Below are 3,476 nucleotides of genomic sequence, written 5' to 3'. Positions count from 1 at the left end.
TCGAACAACTCTCGAAAACCACGCACCTGCATCTCCCGGTCTTTCCAGAAGACGCTTCAGAATCCTTTTTCCTGCCCGGCGCTACTCCCTCCAGCTCAAATGCGATTCCCCTGCCCTGGAAGGGAGGGGCCGGGGGTGGGTAGGGTTGTGGCGGTCGCCACGCTGCCTCGCGGATCGACCCACCCCCAACCCCTCCCTTTCAGGAAGGGGAGCAAGTCAGACTTAGCTATTGCGAACGAATTGCATAAATCCTACGACGCTCCTCATATCGGGGGATCAGCGGCGCTGGCGCGGCTGTTCGGAGTCGGGATGGGCGCTTTGGTGAAGGATGGTCTGGCCGAAACCGGCGCACGCGCCACGGTCGCGCGGTCGCTACCGCGCGCCAAGCCCAAGTTCCGCGCATGGTGGATGAAGCAGCTCATCGCGTGGCATTGGATCAGCGCGGCGGTGTCGCTCGCCAGTATGCTGCTGTTCGCGATCACCGGCATCACGCTCAACCACGCGGCGAGCATCGCCGCGACCCCCGTAGTGATGACCGGCAAGGCGACCGTGCCGCCCCGGCTGATGCGGCTGCTCGCCGCACCGCACGCCGCCGATGCGCCGCTGCCTGACGCGATCGCCGCCAACATCGCGCCGCAACTCCACCTCGACGCGCGCGGGCGACCCGCCGAATGGTCCGACGAAGACGTCTACGTCGCGATGCCGGGGCCGGGTCGCGATGCCTGGATCAGCATCGCGCGCGCGACCGGCGTGGCCACCTCGGAGATCACCAATCGCGGCTGGATCGCGTGGGTCAACGATCTCCACAAGGGCCGCAACACCGGAGCATTGTGGTTCTGGTTCATCGATCTGTTCGCCGCCGCCTGCGTGCTGTTCTCGCTGACCGGGCTACTGCTGCTCCAGCTTCACGCGCGGCGGCGGCCGCTCACCTGGCCGCTGGTCGCGCTCAGCCTCGCGCTGCCGCTGATCCTCGCCGTCGTCTTCATCCATTGAGGGGAATATCATGCGCAAGACACCGCTTCTGATCGCCGGTGCGCTGGCCGCGCCGGCGAGCGCGGGCACGATCAGCGTCACCATCCCGCAAGTGCCGGTCGCCGAATACCACCGGCCCTATGTCGCCGCGTGGATCGAGCCGGCCGGCGGTGGTGCCGCGCAGACGCTGTTCGTGTGGTACGACATCAAGAAGAAGGGCAACGAGCCGGGCACCAAATGGCTGTCCGACCTGCGCACCTTCTGGCGCAAGGGCGGCCGCTCGCTGACGCTCCCCGCCGACGGCCTTAGCGGCGCGACCCGCGCGCCCGGCACCTACCAGATCCCGCTGCCGGCCAACCTCAAGAGCGGCGCCTACACTTTGTACGTCGAGGCCGCGCGCGAGACCGGCGGGCGCGAACTCGTGTCGGTGCCGCTCAGCGTTCCCGCCAAGGCCGCGAGTGCTGCGGGCAAGACCGAACTCGGCACCGTCACGATCCGCTAATCAGGAGATTTCCCATGCGCCCTGCTTTCCGTCTCGCGGCCTCCGCCGCAATGCTATCCTGTGCGGTTCCGGCGCTGGCGCACCGCGCCTGGCTGGTGCCCTCGACCACGATCGTCTCGGGCACCGACGATTGGGTGTCGATCGACGCGGCGATCTCGAACGACCTGTTCTTCGCCGATCACAACGCGCTGCGCCCCGACATGGTCAAGGTGTGGGCGCCCGACGGCAGCCCCGCGCAGATCCAGAACGCGGCGACGTTGCACTATCGTTCGGTGTTCGACGTCAAGCTCGACAAGCCCGGCACCTGGAAGATCGGCACCACGCAATCGGCGGTGATGGGCAGCTTCAAGGTCGATGGCGTCGACTGGCGCGTCGGCGGGCGTGGGCCGGGCGGTCCCGGTGGACCGGGCGGCCCGGGTCGTCCGGGCGGTCCGGGGGGCGCGGCGCCGGGTGCGGCACGGCCAGCCGGCGAAGGCCCGCCGCCCGGCTTCCAGCCGCGCCCGAGTGTCGCCACCGTGGCGGACATCCCCGCCAACGCCACCGATGTGAAGCTGACCGAGGTCATCGGCCAGAACAATGTCTTCATCACCGCCGGCGCGCCGACCGCGACGGTGTTCCAGCCGACCAACACAGCGCTGGAAATGGTGCCGGTGACGCACCCCGATGAACTCGTCTCGAACGAGCCGGCCAAGTTCCGCTTCCTCATCGACGGCAAGCCCGCCACCGGACTCAAGGTCACGCTCGTCCCCGGCGGCAAGCGCTACCGCGATGGCGAGGGCGCGTTCGACGTGACCACCGGCGCGGACGGCGTCGCCGAGGTCAAATGGCCGTTCGCCGGTCTGTTCTGGCTCAATGCCACCAGCACCGACGCGCACCCGAGCGCGCCGCGCGCGACCGAGCGGCGGATGAGCTACACCGCGACGCTCGAAGTGGTGGCGCCGTAAGCCCCCACGCGATGCGGCTGGCGATCCCGCGCGAGCTCGACGCGCGCGCGATCGCCGGCGTCGATCATGCCGCGCGGGTGGTCGATCTCACCGGCGAGACGATGGGGACGGTGTGGCGGGTGCGCTGCGCTGTGCCGGTGGCATTCGATACCCAAGCGTTGCGCGCCGTGATCGCGCGGCGGCTGGCCGGGCTGGTCGCCGAGTTGAGCCACTGGGAGCCGGCCTCGCGGCTCAGCCGCTTCAACCGCGCGGCGGCGGGAAGCTGGGTGAAGCTGCCGCGCGACTTCGCGACGGTGATCGCGGCCGGCCTCGACATCGCCGCGCGATCGGGCGGGGCGTTCGATCCGGCGATCGGGCGGCTGGTCGATCTGTGGGGGTTCGGCCCCCGGCCGCACACGCGCGTCCCCTCGGACGCGGATGTCGCAGGCGCGCTGGCGGTGTCAGGCTGGCAGCGGCTCGCTTTCGATCGCTCGGCCGGGTGGCTGCATCAGCCGGGCGGGGTCGCGCTCGATCTGTCGGGAATCGCCAAAGGCTATGCGGTCGATGCGGTAGCGCGCCTGCTTTGGGAGCAGGATGTCGCACACACGCTGGTCGAGATCGGCGGCGAATGTCTCGGGCTGGGCGTGCGGCCCGATCTCGATCCGTGGTGGGTCGATATCGAGACCCCGCCGGGCGCGGACATCGCGCCGCTCCGCGTGGCGCTGCACGGTCTCGCGGTGGCGACCTCGGGCGATTACGTGCGCGGCCGCCACACGCTCGATCCGCGTACCGGGCGTCCGGCGGGCGCGGTGACGTCGCTGAGCGTGCTGCACCCCTCGGCGATGATCGCCGATGCCTGGGCGAGCGCGCTGACGGTGCTGGGGCCAGACGCGGGCGCGGCGCTGGCGACACGCGAAGGGCTGGCGGTGCGCTGCGTGTATCGGGTGGAGGCGGGCGTGCGCGAGTGGCTCAGCCCGGCGTTGGCGGCAATGCTGGCGTAAGCACCACCCCTCGACCGTTCGTGCCGAGCGAAGTCGAGGGGCCAGCGCCAGGGGCGGGGGGGGGGCGACAGGCGGCCA

4 protein-coding genes are annotated in these 3,476 nt (G+C 70.2%); all 4 read left to right on the top strand.

What is annotated here, in order from left to right; translation table 11 throughout:
• Positions 1-99: 99 nt before the first annotated feature.
• The 4 genes from EWE75_RS16905 to EWE75_RS16890 are packed head-to-tail and all read left to right on the top strand — an operon-like array spanning position 100 to position 3,398.
• Positions 100-993: a PepSY-associated TM helix domain-containing protein gene (locus EWE75_RS16905; RefSeq protein ID WP_130159274.1), complete on the top strand. Its 894-nt coding sequence runs from the start codon at positions 100-102 to the stop codon at positions 991-993.
• A gap of 10 nt (positions 994-1,003) precedes the next feature.
• Complete coding sequence (locus tag EWE75_RS16900; protein WP_130159273.1) at positions 1,004-1,474, top strand: DUF2271 domain-containing protein; 471 nt, start codon at positions 1,004-1,006, stop codon at positions 1,472-1,474.
• Positions 1,475-1,488: 14 nt separating this feature from the next.
• A complete protein-coding gene (locus tag EWE75_RS16895; protein ID WP_130159272.1) occupies positions 1,489-2,418 on the top strand; it encodes a DUF4198 domain-containing protein in 930 nt (309 codons plus the stop codon).
• An 11-nt stretch (positions 2,419-2,429) separates the two neighbouring features.
• Positions 2,430-3,398, top strand: coding sequence for an FAD:protein FMN transferase (locus EWE75_RS16890; protein ID WP_231708411.1), 969 nt, complete (start codon positions 2,430-2,432; stop codon positions 3,396-3,398).
• Positions 3,399-3,476: the final 78 nt, after the last annotated feature.

Origin of the sequence: Sphingomonas populi, assembly GCF_004208535.1 — a bacterium.
Classification (GTDB): Bacteria; Pseudomonadota; Alphaproteobacteria; order Sphingomonadales; family Sphingomonadaceae; genus Sphingomonas; species Sphingomonas populi.
Note: the sequence above shows the minus strand (reverse complement) of the source record. Positions and strands in the feature narration are given on the sequence as shown.